Annotated in this window: 9 protein-coding genes; 8 read left to right on the top strand and 1 reads right to left on the bottom strand. The window is 51.3% G+C overall.

Annotated elements, in window-relative coordinates:
* The first annotated feature begins 351 nt into the window (after positions 1–351).
* The 8 genes from AEA42_RS02210 to AEA42_RS02180 all read left to right on the top strand — a co-directional run bounded on the left by AEA42_RS02210 (position 352) and on the right by AEA42_RS02180 (position 22247).
* A complete protein-coding gene (locus AEA42_RS02210; RefSeq protein WP_055646842.1) occupies positions 352–1221 on the top strand; it encodes a helix-turn-helix domain-containing protein in 870 nt (289 codons plus the stop codon).
* Complete coding sequence (locus AEA42_RS02205; protein ID WP_055646833.1) at positions 1218–9158, top strand: type I polyketide synthase; 7941 nt, start codon at positions 1218–1220, stop codon at positions 9156–9158. The genes AEA42_RS02210 and AEA42_RS02205 overlap by 4 nt, the downstream gene beginning before the upstream one ends.
* Complete coding sequence (locus AEA42_RS02200; protein WP_156312291.1) at positions 9155–11545, top strand: PfaB family protein; 2391 nt, start codon at positions 9155–9157, stop codon at positions 11543–11545. Before AEA42_RS02205 ends, AEA42_RS02200 begins: the two co-directional genes overlap by 4 nt.
* A gap of 8 nt (positions 11546–11553) precedes the next feature.
* A complete protein-coding gene (locus AEA42_RS02195; RefSeq protein WP_055646840.1) occupies positions 11554–17472 on the top strand; it encodes a beta-ketoacyl synthase N-terminal-like domain-containing protein in 5919 nt (1972 codons plus the stop codon).
* A 128-nt stretch (positions 17473–17600) separates the two neighbouring features.
* Positions 17601–19268: an eicosapentaenoate synthase subunit PfaD gene (gene pfaD, locus AEA42_RS02190; RefSeq protein WP_055646832.1), complete on the top strand. Its 1668-nt coding sequence runs from the start codon at positions 17601–17603 to the stop codon at positions 19266–19268.
* A 649-nt stretch (positions 19269–19917) separates the two neighbouring features.
* Positions 19918–20094: a DUF1328 domain-containing protein gene (locus AEA42_RS21655; protein WP_011626732.1), complete on the top strand. Its 177-nt coding sequence runs from the start codon at positions 19918–19920 to the stop codon at positions 20092–20094.
* A 22-nt stretch (positions 20095–20116) separates the two neighbouring features.
* Positions 20117–20311 (top strand): hypothetical protein, encoded by a 195-nt coding sequence (locus AEA42_RS02185; protein WP_011623423.1) that lies wholly within the window; start codon positions 20117–20119, stop codon positions 20309–20311.
* Between the two features lie 154 nt (positions 20312–20465).
* On the top strand, positions 20466–22247 hold the full coding sequence (locus AEA42_RS02180; protein WP_055646831.1) for a diacylglycerol kinase family protein: 1782 nt from the start codon (positions 20466–20468) through the stop codon (positions 22245–22247).
* 92 nt (positions 22248–22339) lie between these two features.
* Here the strand turns inward: AEA42_RS02180 and AEA42_RS02175 are convergent, their stop codons facing one another.
* Positions 22340–23752, bottom strand: coding sequence for a sigma-54 dependent transcriptional regulator (locus AEA42_RS02175; protein WP_055646830.1), 1413 nt, complete (start codon positions 23750–23752; stop codon positions 22340–22342).
* Between the last annotated feature and the right edge of the window lie 224 nt (positions 23753–23976).

Raw genomic sequence — 23976 nt, 5'->3', positions numbered from 1 at the left:
ACCTGAGTTTAACGGCAGCCCTATTCTACTCAGTTCTGCTCGGCTGACGAACAATATCTGAACCTTACCAATAACCAACTGAATTTTAAAAACTATTTTTGATGAAATCGCATTTAGCTGCTTTGTTCGAAAACAATTTGATCATTAAAAAACCATTTCAAGTCCCATATGATTGTATCGAGCAAAAACCTAGGGTAATCTGCATCACCACTGTGTACTGTAAAACACCCAAAAACACGGGTTTTAAGCCTCTTTTAAGCATGAGTGTTGACTCAGTTAAAATGGCAATATCATGCAGTCCCGATAGATTATGTGGGTGAAAATAATAATGATGGGACCGCACTAACAAGTATGAGTTTTCCAAAAGTCGACACTCAAGTTTCTGATAACGCTCGCATAAAGAAATTGAGCACAGAGAAAAAGTCTCGCCATAACACGGCAAGGCACCGCAATGCCACCACCACGCCGGAAATGCGCCACTTTATTCAGCAATCTGAATTGAGTGTGAGTCAGCTCGCCAAAATTTTAAATATTACCGAAGCCACAGTGCGTAAATGGCGCAAGCGCGAGTCAGTGAACGACAGCCCGAACACCCCGCATCACCTGAATACCACCCTCACGCCGATGGAAGAATACGTGGTGGTGGGACTGAGATATCAACTTAAACTGCCGTTAGATAGACTGCTCAAGGCCACGCAAACCTTTATCAATCCCAATGTGTCCCGCTCGGGGTTGGCCCGCTGCCTTAAGCGTTATGGGGTTTCGCGCCTAGATGAGTTTGATCAAGAGCTCGTGCCTAAACAGTATTTTAATCAATTACCTATCAGCCAAGGCAGTGATATTCAGACCTACACGGTCAACTCCGAAACCTTGGCCAAAGCGCTTGCCCTGCCAAGTACCGATGGCGATACCGTAGTACAAGTGGTGTCACTCACCCTACCGCCGCAATTAACCGAGGCCGAGCCTAAATCAGTGCTCCTTGGTATAGATAGCAAGACAGATTGGATTTATATCGATATTTATCAAGACAGTAATACCCAAGCGGCCAATCGCTACATCGCTTATGTACTTCAAGACGGGCCGTTTCATCTGCGTAAATTGCTGGTACGCAACTACCACACCTTTTTAGCCCGCTTTCCTGGCGTGCAAACCCCAAAAGCCATCGCTAAATCCCTTAATAAGGCAACGGCCAAACGCTTTGCCAGTGGAGACTCGTTATGAGCCATACCCCTTCACAGCCTCAATTATCAACCGATGAAAAAGCCGATAAGAGACTGAATAAACGCTTAAAAGATATGCCAATTGCCATCGTTGGCATGGCGAGTATCTTTGCTAACTCCCGCTATTTAAATAAGTTTTGGGATTTAATTTGCGACAAGATTGATGCCATTACCGACGTACCCGAATCCCACTGGTCGATTGATGACTATTACGATGCGGATAAGTCAAAGGCCGATAAGAGCTACTGCAAACGCGGTGGTTTTATGCCAGAGGTCGACTTCAATCCGATGGAGTTTGGTCTGCCGCCCAATATTTTGGAACTCACCGACAGCTCGCAGTTACTCTCACTGGTCGTCGCCAAGGAAGTCCTGCAGGATGCCAATCTGCCAGACGATTACGACCGTGATCGCATCGGCATCACCCTCGGGATTGGCGGCGGTCAAAAACTAAGCCATAGCCTCAATGCGCGCCTGCAATACCCAGTACTGAAAAAAGTATTTAAAAGCAGTGGCCTGAGCGATGAAGATAGCGAGCTGCTGATCAAAAAATTCCAAGATCAATATGTCCACTGGGAAGAAAACTCTTTCCCCGGTTCCCTTGGCAACGTGATTGCCGGACGCATCGCCAACCGTTTCGATTTAGGCGGGATGAACTGCGTCGTCGATGCCGCCTGCGCCGGTTCGCTTGCCGCCATGCGTATGGCGCTGACCGAACTGACCGAAGGTCGCAGCGACATGATGATTACCGGCGGTGTCTGTACTGACAACTCGCCCTACATGTATATGAGTTTCTCAAAGACGCCAGCCTTTACCACCAACGAACAGATTCAACCCTTTGATATCGATTCTAAGGGCATGATGATTGGCGAAGGGATCGGCATGGTCGCCTTAAAACGCCTCGACGATGCCGAGCGCGATGGCGACCGTATCTATGCGGTAATCAAAGGCGTTGGCGCATCATCGGACGGTAAATTTAAGAGCATTTATGCACCGCGCCCCGAAGGCCAAGCCAAGGCATTAGAGCGCGCCTATGATGACGCAGGCTTTGCGCCGCACACCGTTGGCTTGATTGAAGCCCACGGTACAGGCACAGCAGCAGGCGATGTGGCCGAATTCAATGGCTTAACCTCAGTATTCTCGAAGGATAATGAGCAGTTACAGCATATCGCCTTAGGCTCAGTTAAATCTCAGGTCGGTCATACTAAGTCCACCGCGGGCACAGCGGGTGTGATTAAGGCAGCATTGGCACTGCACCATAAAGTCTTGCCACCAACAATTAACGTCAGTCAGCCCAACCCTAAATTAAACATCACCCGCTCGCCCTTTTATCTCAATACCGAGGCACGCCCTTGGATCCAACGCAGTGACGATACGCCGCGCCGCGCCGGGATCAGCTCCTTCGGTTTTGGGGGCACTAACTTCCATTTAGTGCTCGAAGAATATCACCCCGAACACGCGCGCGATGACGCCTATCGTCAACGCTGCGTAGCGCAAAGCTGGCTGTTTGCCGCCGCCGACAAAACCGCACTGCTGAGCGAGTTAAAAACCGCATTGCAGCAAGCCACTGCGGCCAAAACAGAGCTTTCTCAGGCGCATTTTGTTGCCTTTGCGAAAGCCTACGCCCTGCGTGAACTCCCCCCGCAATCGGCCCGTCTTGGCTTTATTGCCAAGGACTATGCCCAGTTACAGACTCTGTTAACCCAAGCGATAGCGCAGCTAGAATCCAATAGCGCCGAGAGCTGGCAGTTACCCTCAGGGATAAGTTTCCGCGCCCAAGCGCTGGTCAAGGATAACAATAAGGTCGCGGCCTTATTTGCCGGCCAAGGCTCACAGTACCTGAATATGGGACTGGAAATTGCCAATAACTTCCCCGAGCTTCGTCGCCATATCCACGCCAGCGATAAAGTGTTTAGCGACCGTGGTGAGGCTTCGCTTTCAAACGTGCTGTACCCGATCCCCGCCTTCGATGACGAATCGAGAAAAGCGCAGGAAAGTGCATTAACCAATACCCTTTATGCCCAAAGCGCCATCGGCGCGATCTCTATGGCGCAGTACACCCTGTTGACTCAGGCGGGTTTCGCCCCAGATATGCTCGCAGGTCATAGCTTTGGTGAGCTTTCAGCCCTGTGCGCCGCAGGCGTTATCTCAATGGATGACTACATCAAGCTGGCCTTTGAACGTGGACAGGCAATGGCGCAGTCACCTCAGGATGCCGACTCCAGTCGTGATGCTGGCGTCATGTATGCCGTCATTCTTAAGCAAAAACAAAATATTGAGGCTATCAACGATTGCCTAGCGCAGTTTGACGACGTCAAGATTGCCAACTACAACTCACCGACTCAACTGGTGATTGCAGGCGCTACTACAGCAACACAACAGGCCGCTAAGGCCATTGGCGAGTTAGGCTTTAAGGCAATTGCCCTGCCCGTTTCCGGCGCCTTCCACACGCCATTGGTTGCCCATGCGCAAAAGCCCTTTAGCGAAGCCATCGATAAGGCTCAATTCAACACGCCAAAGATTGCCCTGTATGCCAATGGCACAGGAGAGCTACACCCTACTGAAGCCAACGCCATCAAAACCGCCTTTAAAGATCATATGCTGCAATCGGTGCACTTTAGCGAGCAGCTAGAGGCCATGTATGCCGATGGTGCACGGGTGTTTGTCGAGTTCGGCCCGAAAAACATTCTGCAAAAGTTGACAGAAAATACCTTAGCCGCGCAGTTAAACGAGCTTTGCCTTATCAGCATTAACCCCAATCCTAAAGCCGACTCTGACAGCCAACTGCGCAGCGCTGCGGTGCAACTGGCGGTTGCGGGGGTAACACTGGGGGAAATCGACCCTTATCAAGCCGAATTGATTGCGCCAGCAACGCCTTCAGCCATGAATATCAAGCTCAACGCGACCAACTACATCAGCCCAGCGACCCGCAACAAAATGGTCGATTCGCTGCAATCGGGCAAAATAACCAGCCAAGTGCAGTATGTGGATCGCCTCGTTGAGAAAGTGGTTGAGAAAGTCGTTGAAAAACCCGTGATTGTCGAAAAAATTCTAGAGAAGGTTGTCGAAGTGGAAAAGCCAGTGGCACAAAATAACAATAATATTCAACAGCAAACGCCTGCACAGCTAGCCAGCTTTACCACTGGACAGGCGAATCAAGATGCCCTGAGCGCCTTTTTTGCAGCTCAAACCCAGGCCGCGCAATTACATCAACAATTTTTAGCGATCCCGCAGCAATACGGCGATACCGTCAGTGCCCTAATGGCAGAGCAAGCCAAAATGGCAAGCCTTGGCATCACCATTCCAGAGAGCCTGCAACGCTCGATGGAGCTGTTCCACCAGCATCAGGCACAAACCCTAAAGAGCCATGCTGAATTTATGCAATTGCAGACCAGCAGCAGCCAAGCGGCATTAGCCCTACTCGGCCAAATGCCAGCGCCTCAGGTTCAAGTCCCCATTCAAGCGGCACCAGTGGCAGCTACAGCGGCAACGCCAGTCGTTCCAGCACAGGCACCTGTGGTTCAAGCGTTAGCCGCAGAGCCAAAAGCGACTGTTGCGCCTGTGAGTGAGCCCCAAGTTCAGCAACCCCAAGCTCAGCAACCTCAAGTAACACAACCACAAGTGCAAACTGTGGCGACAGCAACTAACGTGCTTTCCGATAAGTCAGCCGTGCAGCAAATCGAGACCGCCATGCTGGCAGTGGTCGCCGATAAAACGGGTTATCCCGTTGAAATGTTAGAACTTGGCATGGATATGGAGGCAGATCTTGGTATCGATTCTATTAAGCGCGTGGAAATTCTAGGCACGGTACAGGACGAATTACCTAACCTGCCAGAACTGAGCCCTGAAGATTTAGCCGAGTGTCGCACCCTAGGGGAAATTGTCGCGCTGTTTAGCCAAGCGACTCCTGTAACAGCTGCAGCCTCAGTTAGCCATGCGACACTAAATGCAGTACTCGCAAGTGCAGTAGCTGCAAGTGCGGCGCTATCTAATGATGAAATTGAGCGCACTATGATGGCGGTGGTAGCCGACAAGACTGGCTATCCCGTTGAAATGCTGGAACTCAGTATGGATATGGAAGCCGACCTTGGTATCGATTCTATCAAACGCGTGGAAATTTTAGGCACGGTACAGGACGAGTTACCCGACCTGCCAGAACTCAGCCCTGAAGATCTCGCCGAGTGTCGCACCCTAGGGGAAATCGTGGCGCTGTTTAGCCAAGCGGCTCCTGTAGTATCGACAGCCGTAGTAGCTGCGGCCACAGCCAGCCATGCGACACATAGTGCAGTAGCTAAAGGAGCTGCAGTTTCTAATGATGAAATTGAACGCACTATGATGGCGGTGGTAGCCGACAAGACGGGCTATCCCGTGGAAATGCTGGAACTTAGCATGGATATGGAAGCCGACCTTGGTATTGACTCTATTAAGCGCGTAGAAATTCTAGGTACAGTGCAGGACGAATTACCGAACCTGCCAGAACTGAGCCCTGAAGATTTAGCCGAGTGTCGCACCCTTGGGGAAATTGTGGCGTTATTTAGCCAAGCGACTCCTGTAGTATCAACAGCCGTAACAGCTGCAGCCTCAGTGAGCCATGCGACACAAAATGCAGTACTCGCAAGTGCAGTAGCCACCAGCGCGGTTTCTAATGATGAAATTGAACGCACTATGATGGCGGTGGTGGCCGATAAAACCGGCTATCCCGTGGAAATGCTGGAACTGAACATGGATATGGAAGCCGACCTTGGGATCGATTCTATTAAGCGGGTGGAAATTCTAGGCACAGTGCAGGACGAATTACCGAACCTGCCAGAACTCAGCCCAGAAGATTTAGCCGAGTGTCGCACTCTAGGGGAAATAGTGGCGCTCTTTAGCCAAGCAATTCCTCTAGTATCAACAGCCGTAACAGCTGCAGCCTCAGTTAGCCATGCGACACAAAATGCAGCACTCGCAAGTGCAGTAGCAGCAAGTGCAGCGGTTTCTAATGGCGAGATTGAACGCACTATGATGGCGGTCGTGGCCGACAAGACAGGCTATCCCGTGGAAATGCTGGAACTCAGTATGGATATGGAAGCCGACCTTGGTATCGATTCCATCAAGCGCGTGGAAATTCTAGGCACTGTACAAGATCAATTGCCAAACCTGCCAGAACTGAGCCCAGAGGATTTAGCCGAGTGTCGCACCTTGGGTGAGATTGTCTCCCTCTATGCGGGTTCGCAAGCATCAAGTGAGGCGCCGCAGCAAAACCATGCTGCGCCAATTCAAGAGGCGATTACAGAAACAGTCGAGGAAATCATCGACCTGCCGCCCCATAGTGAGGTGATGCTAAAAAAGTTGCCAGCGGCGGCTGAGTTAGCGCGCATCATAGCAACTAGTGATGTTCAACTGACGGCAAACAGTTACGTCGTTATCGGCGACGATGGCCACAACGCGGGGGTGATTGCCGAAAAGCTTCACGCCCAAGGGGTTAAGGTCGCGGTTGTACGCTCACCCAAAACGGTTGTGACCAGTGCATCGCCACTCGATAGTCATATTGCCAGCTTCACGCTGGCGGCGATTGATGATGAAAGCATTTGTGAGGTCATCAATCAGGTTGAAGCGCTTGGCCAAATCGCCGGTTTTATTCATCTGCAGCCACAGCATAAGTCCGTTGCCGATAAAGGTGCAGGCTTAGTGCTGGCAGACGAAGCCAAAGCCTCGGTCGAGCAAGCCTTCTTGTTTGCCAAGCACTTACAACCGCTGTTAACTGAGCGCGACCACTGCCGCTTTGTCACCGTCAGCCGTATCGACGGTGGCTTTGGCTATATCGGCATGGACGAGTCGGCTAGCGTCCTCATTAGCCAGAGTGAACTCAACCAAGCGGCGCTCTCTGGACTCACTAAAACCTTAAATCACGAGTGGCCGGGAGTGGTTTGCCGCGCGCTGGATATCGCGCCAAACTTGGACGCAAAAACGGTCGCTAATGCGGTGGTGCAGGAATACTACCTCCAAGATGCGCCGGTCGAAGTCGGTATTGATAGCGAGCTTGAGCGCACCACCTTAGTCGCTGGCAATGCCGTGCTTCGCCGCAGTGGCGCGTCTCTCTCGTCTGCGGACAAAATCCTCGTCACAGGCGGCGCTAAGGGCGTCACCTTCGAGTGCGCCTTAAGTTTAGCGAAACGCTGCAAGGCACATTTTATCCTCGCGGGTCGCAGCGCCCATCAAGGGATCCCCGCTTGGGCTCAGGGTAAAAAGAGCAACGAACTCAAAGCCGCAGCCATTGCACATCTGCAAAGCCTGGGTGATAAACCCACTCCAAAACAAGTGGATGCCTTAGTTTGGCCTGTACAAAGTAGCCTTGAAATCAGCCATGCCTTGCAGGCCTTTGAAGCAGTGGGCGCCAGCGCCGAATACTTAAGCCTAGATGTTAACAATCCTGCCGCCATTGCCAGCACCATTGCGTCCATTAACGCTCTATCGCCTATCACTGGGATTATCCACGGTGCGGGCGTACTTGCCGATAAACATATTCAAGACAAAACCTTAAGCGAACTTGAACGCGTTTATGGCACTAAGGTGACCGGACTTAACAATCTGCTGTCAACGCTGGATCTTAGCCAGTTAACGCTCATCGCCCTGTTCTCTTCGGCAGCGGGTTTTTACGGCAATACCGGCCAGAGCGACTACGCCATGTCTAACGACATTCTCAATAAGGCCGCGTTGCAACTCGCGCAGCAATTGCCACACGCCAAGGTGATGAGCTTTGACTGGGGTCCTTGGGATGGCGGCATGGTCAATCCTGCGCTGAAAAAGATGTTTATCGACCGTGGGGTCTATGTCATTCCGCTCAAAGCGGGGGCCGAGTTATTTGCCAGCCAACTATTGAGTGATACAGGGGCACAGCTGTTGGTCGGAACCGATATGCAGGGCAATACCGCCAATGCCGTTGAAGCTGCATCAGCAAAAAAGCCTGAAGCGGATCTAACCACGGCGTTAGATCCGCAGCCTATGGCCCAAACGGTGCCGCAAAGCATTCGCGTCATGCGCAGCCTCGACCCTAAACGCATGAGCTTTATTGAGGATCATTGCATCAACGGTCATGCGGTGTTGCCAACGGTATGCGCCATCGATTGGATGCGTGAGGCCGCCAAGGCCCATTTAGGTAAGGCGGTGAGTGTCAGCGATTATCGACTACTCAAGGGAATTATCTTCGATGAGGCGCTACTTGCACGTGATACGCCTATTGAGCTCGAATTGATGCTCACGCCGCTTGCCGACGCTAGACAGCAATCGACTGAGGCCTTAGCCGCGCTGATAAGCTTTGAAGGTCGCCCGCAGTATCAGGCGGTGTTAGTGGCGCAGGCGGATGATACGGCAGACGTGCAGCGTTTCGAGGTTGACGAGTTGCATTCTCTGATGCAGGAGATGGCACAGCAACCCGCTATCGCGAACAGTGAATCGCTCTACAGCGATGGCACCCTGTTCCATGGCCCAAGACTGCAAGGTATAAGCGAAGTGCTCGCCTTTGATGATCAGCAGCTTATCGCTAAGGTAGCACTGCCAGCGGTGGCCTTAGACGACTGCGGTGAGTTTGCGCCAAATCTTGAGGATAAAGGCACACAACCCTTTGCCGAAGATCTGTTATTGCAGGCCATGCTCGTGTGGGCGCGCCTTAAATATCAAGCGGCAAGCTTACCCAGTGCCATTGGCGAGTTTGTGTCCTATTCGCCCTTAGGTTCTGGCGAGAAGGCAGTATTAGTGCTGGATGTGCTCAAGCATTCGTCCCGAACACTTGAAGCCAATATTGCGCTCTATCATCAAGATGGCCGATTAAGCTGCGAGATGAAACGGGCCAAGGTTACTGTCAGTAAGACGCTCAACCAAGCGTTTTTGGCCAATAAACCTCAGCAACCAACGCATGTGCAGGCAGCAGGCCAAAGCACGGCCGAGGTAAGTGTTAAGTGACACTCGACCCAAGCGCATATGCCGCATTAAGCAAGGCGGCACTAAACAGTCCGCATCCCAATGCCAAGCCACTGCGAATAGCCGTATGGCTTGGTGATGGGTGGATGCAGAGTGTGCTTAGCCATGCACAAACCGATGTTAGCAAGCTGCAGCAGTTGATGGCTTGTCGAATTCAGCTCAATGTTGAAGATAAGCCACTGATTAATGAGCCAGCTGATGAGCCAACACTGGTCGCCTTGCTCACTGATCAACTCGACCATATTGCGCAGAAACAACTTGTTGAAATTCGTTTTGAATATCAGCAGCAAGCCCGTAGCCTGTATCTGCTCGATGGGCTGATGGCAGCGCAGTTACACCTGCATGCCGAGGCTTATATTTCCGCATTAGCGCAAATCCAAGCTGAAACCGCCGAAGAAACAAATGCTATCAATACAAATACCGTCGAGCGCTGCTTAAACAGCGCTTTTAGCTTGGCGAAACGCGATTGTGCTCAGGCGGTTAATGGCTACGCGCAGGCAGGCAATCTTGCCAGTCAGTTGAATGTATTATCTCAAGCGGTTGAGGCGTTAAGTCATCGCAGCCTCAAAGGCATTCAACCAATGCTTGATGCGACTGATGCAGCACAACTTGCTGAACTACTCGCTGAACAACACGCTGAACTGTGCGCTGAAAAGCCCGTAATAAGCGCACAGAGCGGCTATTGGTTTACCAAGCCCCATCAGGCAAGGGTATTAAGCCTAAATCTCATCGGTAAAGTCCCTAAAACTCAAACAGCCCAAAGCCTTATCTTGACCCAAGGCACTCGGCTTATCGCTCAGCCGTTGCTCAATGCCAACAGGCTTTTTATTCCCATTAGCGGCAACACGCTTGAATCTTTAACGGCACAGTTATCACAACTGATTGATTCATTAGATTTATCGGCAAGCTTTCCCGATACGGATTGGCTCAGCAGCCAAGGCAGTGATTGGTTTAAGCGCTATCAAGCAAAGGATGAATTAGCCTTAGTGCTGATGGCTGGCTCCCTTGAAGAGCTTATGCAAGAAGCCAAGGCGATGCGCGCTTATATTGAAAAGACGCAACAGACTCCTGCGCCAGCGCCAGTACCAGCCCAAACGCCATCGGCCAATCTAGCCTTTAAGACCCCTGCGGGCAGTTATTTTACGGCCTCGCCCCTCGGCGATACGGGCTTAACCTTTGTCTACCCCGGCGTCGGCACGGTTTACCCGAATATGTTCAGCGACTTACATGGCTATTTCCCAGCGCTTTATCGCGAGCTTGAACGCGAGGGCGATTTAGCCGCCATGTTGCAGGCCGAGGCGATTTACCAAGACACAGCCCATTTAAAAGACACCGCAGACATGAACTTAAGTCAGCTTGCGATTAGTGGTGTTGGCGCGAGTTACCTATTTACTCAGCTGTTGACTCGAGTCTTTACTATCCAACCGCAACTGGCTCTGGGCTATTCCATGGGTGAAGCGGCCATGTGGGCAAGTTTGGATATCTGGCAAACGCCACATGCCTTGATTAATGCGACTCAAAACAGCGCCATCTTCAATCAGGAGATTTCAGGCCTACTGCTTGCGGTGCGCCGCGATTGGCAATTGAGTGAAGATGCTCCGCTGGTGTGGAACAGCTTTTTAGTGCGCGCCTCTCGCGCCGAAATTAATGCCCTGCTCCCTGATTTTCCGCGGGTTTATCTAGCCATCGAACAGGGTGATACCTGTATTCTCGCGGGCTGCGAAGCAAGCTGCTTACAACTCCTTGCAAGGCTGAATAAGCGTGGCATTGCCAGCCATAAAGTCACCGCCATGCATACTCCGCCCTCGCAGTCACAGCACAGTGCTATCCAAGGGTTTTATACCTTGGGCTTAAAGGCGAATGCCTGCGAGACTCAGGTGCGCTTCATTAGCTCAGCGCAGCAAAGTACAGTCAGCATCGACAGCCAAAGCATTGCCAAGAGTATTGCCGACACCTTTTGCGCGCCGCTCAATTTTACCGCGCTGATTAACACCGCATATCACCAAGGTGCGCGCTTATTTGTTGAGGTGGGCGCTGATCGGCAAACCAGCACACTTATCGATAAAATCGGCCGCCAACTAGAGTTGGGCACCGATGGCGTTCAAACACAGGGGCAACCGATATTTGCCATGGCATGCAATGCCAAGGGCAGCGATACGATCACCAGTTTACTCAAATGCTTAGCTCAACTTATCAGCCATAGAGTGCCACTCTCCCTTGCGCCGCTTATGCCTCAATCGGCAGCTCAGTCAGCCACTCCTGTTGCGGATAAGATTGCAGATAAGACTACAGCGAAAACGATAGCGCCACATTCAGCCAGCGCATTAGGCCATTATTCAAACGTATTCCAAGAAGGAGAACCCCTTTGAGTTCTCAAATGCATGCTCACCCGACTCAGCAAGACAGCACCGCAGTGCCAAACGACCAGCGCCAAAGCTCAAAGGCGATGCCAAAGATTGCCATCGTCGGCCTTGCCGTTCAGTATCCCGATGCCGACACACCTGAGCAGTTTTGGCAAAATCTGCTGGATAAAAAAGATTCCCGCAGCCAAATCGATGCGGCCAAACTCAATGCCAATCCTGCTGATTACCAAGGGATTCAAGGCCAAGCTGACCGTTTTTATTGCGACAAGGGCGGCTATATCCGCAACTTTCGTTTTGACCCGCAGGGTTATCAGTTACCGCCAGCGGCCTTTGACGAGCTCGATGAAAGCTTTTTATGGGCATTAGATTGCAGTAAAAAAGCCCTGCTGGATGCGGGCGTGGATTTAACGGCACCATTACTTGAGCGCACAGGGATTGTAATGGGCACGCTGTCGTTCCCGACCGCAAGCTCCAATGAATTGTTTTTACCGATTTACCATCAAGCGGTTGAAAAGGCATTAAAAACCAAGCTTAATCAACCCGAATTTGCCCTAGCACCCTTCGCCAATGGTTCAATTGCGGGCACGCAACAGGCCACCAATGGTGCCATCGCCCACACGGCGTCTAAATTGTTAAGCGATGCCCTCGGCCTTGGCGGTGCACAGCTCAGCCTCGATGCCGCCTGCGCCAGTTCTGTCTATGCCCTCAAATTGGCCTGCGATTATTTAACTACGGGCAAGGCCGACATGATGCTCGCGGGCGCGGTATCGGGCGCCGATCCCTTCTTTATCAATATGGGATTCTCGATTTTCCACGCCTATCCAGACCATGGGATTTCGGCGCCTTTCGATAGCAATAGCAAAGGCTTATTCGCAGGCGAAGGCGCAGGCGTATTAGTGCTTAAGCGTTTAGAGGATGCCGAGCGCGATGGCGATAATATCTATGCTGTGGTCAGTGGTATTGGCTTATCGAACGATGGCAAGGGCCAATTTGTCTTAAGCCCCAACAGTAAGGGCCAAGTGCAAGCCTTCGAGCGCGCCTATGCCGCCGCCAACACCCACCCGAGCAATATCGAAGTGATTGAATGCCATGCCACCGGCACACCGCTGGGGGATAAGGTTGAGCTCACTTCGATGGAGCGTTTTTTCGAAGATAAACTCGGCGGCACTAAGGCGCCGCTAATAGGTTCGGCTAAATCCAACCTTGGGCACTTACTCACAGCTGCCGGCATGCCAGGGATCATGAAGATGATTTTTGCCATGCGTTCAGGTCATCTACCGCCAAGTATCAATTTAACGGCGCCGATTTCATCACCTAAGGGGCTGTTTAGCGGTAATAATATTCCCACACAGCGTCAGGCTTGGCCCGATAAAACGGGCAACGATCGTCGCCATGCGGGGGTGTCTGTATTTGGTTTTGGCGGCTGCAATGCCCATCTGTTGTTGGAATCCTATCAGCCGACAATTCGCAGCGCCGAAAAGCAAGCCAACAAACCTGTTTATCAGCAGCAAGCATTAACCGTTATCGGCATGGCGTCGCATTTTGGGCCTTTAGCCTCTATCAATGCGTTGAATAAGGCGCTATTAGCTCAAACAGATGCCTTTATCCCACTGCCGCCTAACCGCTGGAAAGGCTTAGATAAACATCCCGATATCTTGCAGCAATTTGGCCTAAATCGCGCGCCCAAAGGCGCCTATATCGAGCAGTTTGACTTCGACTTTTTGCGCTTTAAAGTGCCGCCCAATGAGGATGACAGACTTATCTCCCAGCAGATTTTGCTGATCAAAGTCGCCGATGAGGCGATTCGCGATGCCAAGTTAACCGCTGGCAGCAAGGTCGCGGTGTTAGTGGCGATGGAAACCGAGCTTGAACTGCACCAATTCCGTGGCCGCGTGAATTTGCACACTCAACTGGCGGATAGCTTAAAGAAACAAGGCGTTCACCTCTCCAATGATGAATACCTCGCCCTTGAAGCCATCGCTATGGACAGCGTGCTCGATGCCGCCAAGCTCAATCAATACACCAGCTTTATTGGCAATATTATGGCGTCGCGCATCGCCTCGCTGTGGGACTTTAATGGCCCGGCGTTTACCATTTCAGCCGCCGAGCAATCGGTCGCTCGCTGTATCGATGTGGCGCAAAACTTACTGTCCCAAGAGGCCCTCGATGGCGTAGTGATTGCCGCCGTGGATTTAAGCGGCAGTGTTGAACAGGTTATATTGAAAAACGCTCAAATCGCCGTTGATCTCGATGCTAACAGCGTGAATCCACAGTGGAAGGTGGGTGAAGGCGCGGGCGCTATCGTGCTTACCAGCCAGCAAGCGAGCAACAGTCAACAAGCGAGTAACAGTTCTCAAAAGGGTTACGGCCAAATTCGTGGTCAAGCATTTGGCACACATCATCAGCTGCCCAAGCTGCTTGATTCGCTGATAACCGAAACGGCTATCGCCAATCCTTCAGTGCCAGCTGCCATTCATATGGTTGAGCAATGTATTGCCCCAGAGGAGCGACTGCCCGCAGAGCAGCTATTAGCGCAGCTTAATCTTATGGGCACGCCATGCAATCGAGTCGCCAATACCCTTGGGCATAACTTTGCCGCTGCGGGTATGGCCAGTCTTCTTAATGCCCTGTTAAGCCTAAAAAACGGGTCTGAGGGTTCAGATAAAAACATTGATAAGCAGGCACTAGTGTCTACCCAAAGCCAAGGAGTGAGCTCACTGCTGCTGTTAAGCCAAACGGCAACGCAGGCGGCGCAACTAGAACTGCGCCTTGAGCAGGATTTAACCTTGAGTGAGCAAAAACATTTAATCAAACCCGTGACGCTCGGTGGCCGCGATATCTATCAACATATTGTGGATACGCCGCTGCCCGCACTTGCCGCCATCCAAGGCAAAATGCGCCAGTTGCGGCCTGTCGCACCGCAGGCGACACAAACTGTGCCCAGAGTACAGGCTGCACTTGATACCACGGCTGAAAACGCCACCCCATTTGCCACACCAATAGCAGTAGAGAGCGGTATGTCATCTAACGCACCACACCAATATTCGGCGGCGCCCTTGGCGCAGGATAGGGCGTCGCAGGATAGCGCGGCACTGTTACAAAACCAGAAATTGGCCCGCGAGGCGCACTTAGCCTTTTTACAGAGCCGTGAGCAGGGGCTCAAACTGGCCGATGCGCTGTTAAAAGCGCAATTGTCCCAGACGACACAAATGGGGTCTGTTGCCCCCCATGTTACCACCAGCGCCAATGCCGCTGCGGCGCAGCACGCTGTACCCGTCCCAGAAGTAAAACCAGAGTTAAAACCTGATCACGCGAATGTCGCACCCTATACACCACCTATCCCAGCGGCTAAGCCCTGCATTTGGAACTATCAGGATCTGGTGGAATATGCCGAGGGTGACATTGCCAAGGTCTTTGGCGCCGATTACGCCATTATCGATAGCTACGCCCGCCGCGTGCGCCTGCCAACCTCGGATTATCTACTGGTCTCGCGGGTGACTAAGCTCAACGCCCAAATGAACCGCTATCAACCGAGCACTATGACCACAGAGTACGACATTCCCGTGGATGCGCCCTTCTTGGTCGATGGCCAAATCCCTTGGGCGGTGGCGGTCGAATCGGGCCAATGCGACTTAATGCTGATCAGCTACTTAGGTATCGATTTTGAAAACAAAGGCGAGCGCGTCTATCGCTTGCTCGACTGCACCCTCACCTTCCTTGGGGACCTGCCCCGTGGCGGTGATACCCTGCGCTACGATATCTCCATCAATCACTTTGCCCGCAATGGCGATACCCTGCTGTTTTTCTTCTCCTACGAATGCTTCGTGGGCGATAAGCTGATCCTCAAGATGGACGGCGGCTGCGCGGGATTCTTTACCGATAAAGAACTGGCCGATGGCAAAGGGGTGATCCGCACCGAGGCCGAAATTAAGCTGCGCGAGCAGGCACAAATTGCACTGGCCAATGAATATGCCCGAAACGGCAATCAGCCACGCTTCACTCCTCTACTAAACTGCGCACAAACGGCCTTTAGCTACGGCCAAATCCATCGTCTACTGAGCGCCGACATTGGCGGCTGTTTCGGCGGTGAACATGCGGCCCATCAGGCGAAGTTTGGTCTCCAGCCTTCACTGTGCTTCGCCTCGGAAAAATTCCTGATGATCGAACAAGTCAGCAAGCTCGACGTGCATGGCGGCGCCTGGGGCTTAGGCTTGATTGAAGGTCACAAGCAATTAGCCCCCGACCATTGGTATTTCCCCTGCCATTTCAAGGGCGACCAAGTGATGGCAGGCTCCCTCATGGCCGAAGGTTGTGGTCAGTTACTGCAATTCTTTATGTTGCATATTGGTATGCACCTTGGGGTGACAAACGGTCGTTTCCAACCCCTTGAAAACACATCGCAAAAAGTACGCTGCCGCGGTCAGGTATTGCCACAATCAGGCACGCTCACCTATCGCATGGAAGTCACCGAAATAGGCATGAGCCCTCGCCCCTATGCCAAGGCGAATATTGATATCCTGCTCAATGGTAAAGTGGTGGTGGATTTCCAAAACCTCGGGGTGATGATTAAAGAAGAAGCGGATTGTACCCGCTACTCGCAGAGCAGTTCTTGGCAAAGCCATTCTTCACAGAGTAATGATGCCCAAGCAGCAAATATCGACAAGCAAGTGGAACAAGCGCCGCTGATGGCGCAAATCCCGGATATGGCCGCTCCCGTAAATAAAGGCGTTGTACCGCTTAAGCATGTAAGTGCGCCGATTGCGCCAGCAGGCTCTAAGTACGCCAACCGCGTGCCCGACACCCTGCCGTTTACGCCTTATCATTTGTTTGAGTTTGCCACTGGCGATATTGAAAACTGCTTCGGCCCCGATTTTAGTATTTACCGTGGCTTAATCCCGCCGCGCACGCCTTGCGGCGATCTGCAACTCACCACCCGCGTGGTGGCCATTGAGGGCAAACGTGGCGAGCTGAAAAAGCCATCCTCCTGTATTGCCGAGTATGAAGTGCCCAGCAACGCTTGGTATTACGTTAAAAACAGCCATCATGCCGTGATGCCTTATTCTGTGCTGATGGAAATATCTCTACAGCCCAATGGCTTTATCTCGGGTTATATGGGCACGACCTTAGGCTTCCCGGGGCAGGAATTATTCTTCCGCAACCTCGACGGCAGTGGCACCTTGCTGCGCGAAGTGGATTTACGCGGTAAAACCATAGTCAACGATTCGCGCCTGCTGTCCACTGTGATTGCTGGCAGCAATATCATTCAAAACTTTAGTTTCGAACTGAGCTGCGATGGCGAGCCCTTCTACCGTGGTAATGCGGTTTTCGGTTACTTTAAGGCCGATGCACTTAAAAACCAGTTGGGGATCGACAATGGTAAAACAACCCAAGCCTGGCATATTGAGCGCGGTATCAAAGCCGACAGCCAAATCAATCTGTTAGATAAAAATGGCCGCAGTTTCGTGGCGCCACAGGGCAAGCCACACTACCGCCTCGCGGGTGGTCAGCTGAACTTTATCGATAAGGCCGAGATTGTAAAAACTGGCGGTAAGAAGGGACTGGGATACTTATACGCCGAGCGCACTATTGACCCGAGCGATTGGTTCTTCCAGTTCCATTTCCATCAGGACCCTGTAATGCCAGGCTCCCTCGGCGTCGAAGCGATTATCGAATTACTGCAAACCTATGCCATAGACCAAGACCTAGGTGCAGGCTTTAATAATCCGAAATTTGGCCAAATTCTGTCAGAAATTAAATGGAAGTATCGCGGTCAAATTAATCCATTAAACAAACAGATGTCGCTGGATGTGCATATCACCAGCATTGAAGATAAAAACGGAAAACGCATCATCAAGGGCGATGCCAACCTGAGTAAGGATGGCCTGCGCATTTATGAGGTAACCGATATCGCAATCTGCATCGAAGAGGCATAGCGCGAGCGCCTAACTTGCGGCATTAACAACAGTTAGCTTAAACAGTACACAACAGCCGCAGTGCAAGGGAATACCCTCACTGCGGCAAATAAATTCAGGCCCCAAACACCTAAAAGTGAAAAGCCCAAATGACGAATACCACACTCGATAATAACTCTCTCGATAATAAAAAACTCAGTCCTTGGCCATGGCAGGTTGATGAAGCCGCCATCAGTTTCGATATCGATTCCCTTGGCAAAAAACTTAAAGATCTCAATCAAGCCTGTTACTTAGTCAATCATGCCGAAAAAGGCCTAGGCATTGCCCAAAGCGCCGAGGTGGTCGGTCTTGCAGAAGCTCAACCCTGCAATGGTTTACACAAAAGCAATGGTTTGCATCCGGTGAGTGCCTTCGCCCCCGCCCTTGGCACCCAAAGCTTGGGCGACAGTAATTTTCGCCGCGTGCATGGGGTAAAATACGCTTACTACGCGGGCGCCATGGCCAACGGTATCGCCTCGGAAGAGTTAGTTATCGCTCTTGGTCAGGCAGGCATTCTGTGCTCCTTTGGCGCGGCGGGGTTAATTCCATCGCGCGTTGAAGCCGCGATTAAACGCATTCAAGCGGTATTGCCCAATGGTCCCTACGCCTTTAACCTCATTCACAGCCCGAGCGAGCCAGCGCTTGAGCGTGGCAGTGTCGAACTCTTCCTTAAACATCAAGTACGTACGGTTGAAGCCTCGGCCTTTTTGGGCTTAACACCGCAAATCGTCTATTACCGCGCCGCGGGCCTGAGTCGCGACGCCAACGGCGAGATAGTGATTGGCAACAAAGTGATTGCGAAAATCAGCCGTACCGAGGTGGCCACCAAGTTTATGGAGCCCGCCCCCGTTAAGATGCTGCAACAATTAGTGAACGAAGGGCTTATCAGCGAAGACCAAATGCTAATGGCGCAATCTGTGCCTATGGCCGATGACATTACCGCCGAAGCCGACTCAGGCGGTCATACCGACAATCGTCCTCTGGTCACGTTATTGCCGACCATTTTGGCACTCAAAGATACTATTCAAGCCAAGTACCAATACAAAACGCCGATCCGAGTGGGCGCAGGTGGTGGTATCGGCACGCCCGATGCGGCGCTGGCGACCTTCAATATGGGCGCAGCCTATATTGTCACGGGCTCAATCAACCAAGCCTGTGTTGAGGCAGGAGCTAGCGAACATACCCGTAAGTTACTCGCCACCACTGAAATGGCCGATGTGACTATGGCGCCCGCCGCCGATATGTTTGAAATGGGTGTTAAGTTACAAGTAGTTAAGCGCGGCACTCTATTCCCAATGCGCGCCAACAAACTCTATGAGATTTATACCCGCTACGACTCGATTGAGGCGATTCCGGCAGAGGAAAGACAAAAGCTGGAAGAGCAAGTATTTCGCGCCTCATTAGATGAGATTTGGGCAGGTACTGTGGCACACTTTAATGAACGCGATCCTAAGCAAATTGAACGCGCGCTGGATAACCCAAAACGCAAAATGGCACTGATTTTCCGTTGGTATTTGGGTCTTTCGAGCCGCTGGTCGAATACGGGTGAAGTTGGCCGCGAAATGGATTACCAAATCTGGGCTGGTCCCGCCCTCGGCGCCTTTAATGCCTGGGCCAAAGGCAGTTATTTAGATGATTACCGTGAGCGCAATGCGGTGGATTTGGCGAAACATTTAATGCAGGGCGCCGCCTACCAAGCACGGATTAACCTGTTGTTATCCCAAGGAGTAAGCATTCCAGTCAGCCTGCAACGCTGGAAACCACTGCAACGCTGCTAATTCGCTTTGCTAAACCTTATCGAGCGGGTTAAGTGAAAACTTAACCCGCTTTTTTTGGGTTAAATTTTGGGGTTTCATCTTTGGTTCGATTACGGGTTCAGCTTCCGCTCGGCATGGTTGTTTTCAATCAATTGAATAAATAATGCAAAAAGCTGGTTGGAATTCAGTTTCCGCTCTTCATTGTCACTTCAGTGGCACGCCGTAAACCCGTCCTTGAGGGCTCAACGGAAAAATCCCTTTTTCCGATGTCCACTGCCGTGACAATGCTCGCCTACAAACTATCAAATACATACGACCTGATTTTAAAATGGATTACAGAAACGAACTTTGATGGACGCGATTTTCCCTCGATTTCCCCACTGCAACTCTTACCGAATCGCAGGTAAAAATTGCCTATCTCACTTATATCAGCCAATCCTACCGCCAACACATAATTTAAAAAATACACTAATAATCAGCAGATTAGTCAATAATTTCAAAGTTGGCATTAAGCTCGCAATATCTCCTTTGTGAGTTTATTGCGGGATTGAGTGATAACGGGATGTAAGACGTAACCAGCTTATTCAACTCCCTCAGCAACTAGCTCACTCGACGTAAACATGCAGAGTGAAAGAAGACAGAAAACCGAAATAAGACAAAGGAGGCGGCAATGTTAGGTTGGACCTTAATGTTTCTGGTTGTGGCCATTATCGCCGGACTGTTTGGATTTACGGGGATCGCTGGCGCCGCAGCGGGGATCGCAAAGATTATTTTCTTCCTATTTATTGTATTACTTGTGATTTCCCTGCTGGTCAACGCCCTTAAGGGCAAGGCACCACGCGCTTAAATTAGATAAAAGGAGAATCGATATGAAACCTATGACCATGATTACCACTGCATTTTTAGCCTTATTATTAACCTTTGGACTGTCAGCCTGTAGCGATAACCACGCCGAGGATGCAGGCGAAAAAATCGATGAAGCCATCACTGATACCGGCAATGCAATTGAAGATGCCTGTGAAGAACTGAAAGAAGGCGTTAAAGCGAAAGATACCCGCTGCTAAAACGGATGACAGCGAGTAGTGAGTCCCACAAACGAGCCTATCAGGATAACCACAGTTCAATTGAGTACCACCGAACCACTTTATCGTGACAGCTATTGGTCACGATAAAGTGGGTTTCCCTGAGGCTCGCCGCTTATCGATGGAGGAGATGCCAATGCTGAGTAGGATCCACATTAAGTATTTCTACCTGTTCGGAGCGCTGTTATTTGGCTATTTCGCCGTAACGGGGCACTCCCCTATCCTCACCTTTATTTGGGCATGGAGCAGCCTATCCCTCGCCCTTGTCGGCTCGGCCTATTGGTTTAATCTCGCCAGTATTTTTAGAAAACGTCAGGATGGCTCCATCCCTTGGTATATCCGTTGGGGCTTTATTCCATTTTTATTAGGATGCCGACTCTATAATCTCTGGGCACGGCGCCGCGATAGCGTGCCTTCAATGCAAGCCATTGATAAATATCTATACTTGGGTAGCCGCTTAAGCGCTGCCGATTTACCTAAACTGAATCGTTATGGCATTTCCGCCATTTTAGATGTCACCGCCGAATTCGACGGCCTCGATGTGTCCCTGTATGAGGATCATATCGACTATCTGAATATCCCTATTCTTGACCACAGCGTGCCGACTAGCGCCCAATTAAATCAGGCGATTAACTGGTTACATCGCCAAGTACGCGCCCAAAAGCGGGTATTAATCCACTGTGCGCTCGGCCGCGGGCGCTCCGTAATGGTGCTGGCCGCTTATCTTGTATGCCGCCGTCCCGAACTCAGTTTTGCCGAGGTGCTGCAACAGATTAAAAGCATTCGTAAAACCGCAGGGTTAAATCGCTGGCAACTTAAAGCGCTGGAGCAGATGTACACTCAAGGGGAAATCAAACTGCATAAGCGCGCCTGGATTATCGCCAATCCCGTCTCTGGCGCGGGTAAATGGCAGAGCCATGGCGAACAAATTTGCACTGAGCTGAAACGCTATTTTGAGGTGCAGTTAGCGCTCACCACGCCAGAGATTAGCGCCCAAACCCAAGCGAAAAAAGCACGGCTTCAGGGCGCCGATATCATCATCGCTTGCGGGGGCGATGGCACAGTCACTGAGGTCGCGGCGGAGATTATCGACACAGATATCACCTTAGGCATTATCCCGTTAGGCACCACCAATGCCCTGTCACACGCCCTCTTTGGTTTAAGCAGTAAGCTCAATGCCGTCTCCCAAGCCCTTGATAATATTATCCAAGGCCAGACACAGACCATAGACACGGCGCGTTGTAATGAGCGACTGGTGTTACTGCTGGTCGGCATTGGGTTTGAACAGCAAATGATAGAGTCGGCGAGCCGCGAGCGTAAAAATGCCCTCGGCCAACTCGCCTACCTCGATGGTTTGTGGCGCGCGGTGAATACCGACACCAACCTCGAGTTGCAGCTGAGTTTAGATGACCAAGCCCCAATGACAGTGCAAACCTACAGCCTAGTGGTTGCCAATGCCGCACCTTTTACCAGCTTACTCGCCCAAGGTAAGGGCGAACCCAATATGACCGACGGCTTGTTGGATATCACTTGGTTAGATTCAAACAATGAGCCGAATGAACAGCTTATCAGTCTGGCTGAACTGGCTTTTATCGGCTGGATTAAAGAGGCCGCCAATAGCGACTCTGCGGCCACGGGCAACACGGCCAACACGGGCAACACGGGCAACACGGGCAACACGGGCAACACGGGCAACACGGGCAACACGGGCAACACGGGCAACACGGGCAACACGGGCAAAGTAAAACACGCCCACGCGAAAAAGGTAAAGATCAGCAGTCAGCCCCAATGCAAGTATGTGATTGATGGCGAGATTTGTGAGCCGGAGGAACTCAATATCGATATCCTACCCGCCTCTTTGAAGGTGTTTGTGCCCTATCAAGTGCAAAATGCTGAACCGCAGTCAGAGTCAAAATAAGCTAACACATTCAAAATCAACCGCTGAATCAAAAGCTGCATTAAAAGTTGAATCAATGCATTAGCTTATTTTCAGGCATTTAAAGTAGGTTACTACTTGGCGACGCTATTGCTAACGGGATCTTCGCTAACGGTATCAGCAACAACGGTTTGAACGTCTGACTCCTGCTCATATTTACTGAGCTTGTTATAAAGAGTTTTAACGCTGATCCCAAGCTGCTCGGCGGTGTCGGTTTTATTGCCCTGACTCGTTTCAAGCGCTTGGTAAATGGCGATTTTTTCCAGCTCCTCAAGGCGCATACCTTGGGGGATCACCACATTTTCCTCCGCAGTCGTCTCTTTTTCCGCACTGGGCGTCAGCTGTAAATGCTCAGGGGTAATCTCATGGTCCGCCAGAATATAAGCGCGCTCAATAGCATGCTTTAACTCGCGCACATTCCCCGGCCAAGCGTGGGCCGCAATCGCCTCTAAACTTGAGGACGAGAACACTTTGCTCTGTTTTTCCGCCGCATTGCGATAGGCCAGAAAATGCTTCGCAAGTCCGACTATATCTTCCCCGCGCTCCCGCAATGGCGGCACTTGAATGGGGAAATGCGCTAAACGAAAGTACAAATCTTCCCGCAGTTGTCCTTGCTCAATCGCCACTAAAGGATCGCGGTTTGTCGCCGCCACAATGCGCACATTGGCCTTGAGCACCTTAGGGCTACCGACGGGACGATATTCATTATTTTCGAGCACTCTTAATAGCTTAACTTGATGTTCGAGCGGCATTTCGGTGACTTCATCGAGGAATAAGGTGCCGCCTTCGGCCTGCTCAAATACCCCTTGGTGATCGCGAGTCGCGCCGGTGAAGGCGCCTTTAATATGGCCGAAGAGTTCACTATCGACCAATTCTGGGCTCAAGGCGCCACAGTTAATCGCAATATAGGGCTTATTCACCCGCGGGCTGGCTAAGTGAATGGTATTGGCGACCAGTTCTTTACCCGCGCCACTCTCACCGATAATCAACACATTGCTCTCGGCGGCCGACACGCGGCGGATAGTGCGATACAAACGGTGCATAGGTAACGAGGAGCCCACCAGCAAACCATATTGGTCTAACTCGCTAGCATAGGGACGAATGCGCGTCGAGGTATTGGCAACCAGATGCTGGGCAAAATCGGCTAAGGTTTCGCACAGCAAGGACATATCGATGGGCTTACGGAAATGGTAGCCCGCGTATTTGGACAAGAGTGTATCGAGGTGAGGATTCGGCAGGCCGTCGGAGAGGAAAATAAACTCCACATCCGCAATGGCGCTGGACTCGAGTAAGGCTAAGTAATCTTCACGGCTAAGACGGGGCAGCTCAATGATCGCTACATCGATACGATTGGCCTCCAGCTGACTAATCCAAGATAAATCATCGCTACTGCGTAGCTTGTTGTAGGTCTGTGCGCCTTCGAGCTTCACTAATGCCTGCTCGGTTTCGACGTCCTGTAGATGATAGAAAAGCGTTGGTCGGATCATCTTGTGCCACTCCCTGTGAATAAGGAATCACTGTATGCCAGCTGTGAAACTTTAACAATCTTAACGGTAAGAGTTGCCGACAATAGTCGGCCTACTGGCGACAATGGATAAATATCATCATTTAAATCAAACCATTAACTTATCATTAAAAAGTGAACGAAATATGCATAGAAGCTGAATGAAACTGATATTTCCATGAAAATGTGGGCAATCCGTGTCGGCGG

This window comes from Shewanella sp. Sh95 (genome assembly GCF_001308045.1).
GTDB lineage: Bacteria > Pseudomonadota > Gammaproteobacteria > Enterobacterales > Shewanellaceae > Shewanella > Shewanella xiamenensis.
The sequence above is the reverse complement of the archived record's forward strand: the minus strand, read 5'-3'. Positions and strand labels throughout refer to the sequence as shown.